This is a genomic window from Arthrobacter sp. JCM 19049 (assembly GCF_001310435.1).
Genome location: NZ_BAXF01000801.1, coordinates 1 through 749, shown reverse-complemented (window position 1 = coordinate 749; position 749 = coordinate 1). Strand labels below are relative to the sequence as shown.

The 749-nt window shown below is 64.1% G+C and carries 1 protein-coding gene; it reads right to left on the bottom strand.

Annotation, left to right across the window (positions count from 1 at the left end):
* Positions 1-85 precede the first annotated feature (85 nt).
* Positions 86-478 (bottom strand): hypothetical protein, encoded by a 393-nt coding sequence (locus JCM19049_RS21590; RefSeq protein WP_279403447.1) that lies wholly within the window; start codon positions 476-478, stop codon positions 86-88.
* Positions 479-749 lie beyond the last annotated feature (271 nt).

Below are 749 nucleotides of genomic sequence, written 5' to 3'. Positions count from 1 at the left end.
CATTAACCGCCAGCTGCAACAGTGCCAAGTCCCGGCCTCGTTCCGCCCGTGGCCGCCACCCTCGCCGCCGCGGCAAATGATGATGTCAATATCGGCGTCTTGAGCCGCTGCAGGTCCTGCGCATTGCCGATCTGCATGGCGGTGAGCACCCCGGACTCGCGGGCCAGCGCGGCTGGGCGGCCCACCTCGCCGAAGCTGATGCACACCAGGAAGGGCGCTCATTCAGGAAGGCCTGCAGCGGACCCATGTCCTGCTCCAGGGCCCAGCCCATGAATCCCGCTCCCCATGGTGTGGGCAGTTCCCGGACATGGGAGAGCTGTTCCTCGATCCACTGCGGGCTCGGTGCCGCCGGAACACCGATCATGCCCACACCTCCGGCCGTGGACACCGCTGCGGCCAACTGACCGCCGGCCGCTCCGGCCATTGAGGCATTGAAAATCGGGTGACGGTAGCCAAGACGTTTCTGCAGATCGCTCATGACTCCCACACTAGGGCAGAGCACCGGCCGGTCCGAAGAGTGGGGCAGGCAGATACGCCAACGAAGACGATGAAACAGCCCGGGCGATCATCATCCTGGTTTCCGCGCCCAGCCCGGACACCAGGCACCGTGAAACGCCCCCATGACGGCCCCGCGGGAGTATGACGCAGAACACCGCTTTTCGATTTGCGTGGGTGGTGGAACCTGCGTATAGTTTTTATCTGTTGCCAGCGGGAAACACACACCGGAAACGGGATGTTTACCTGGCGGT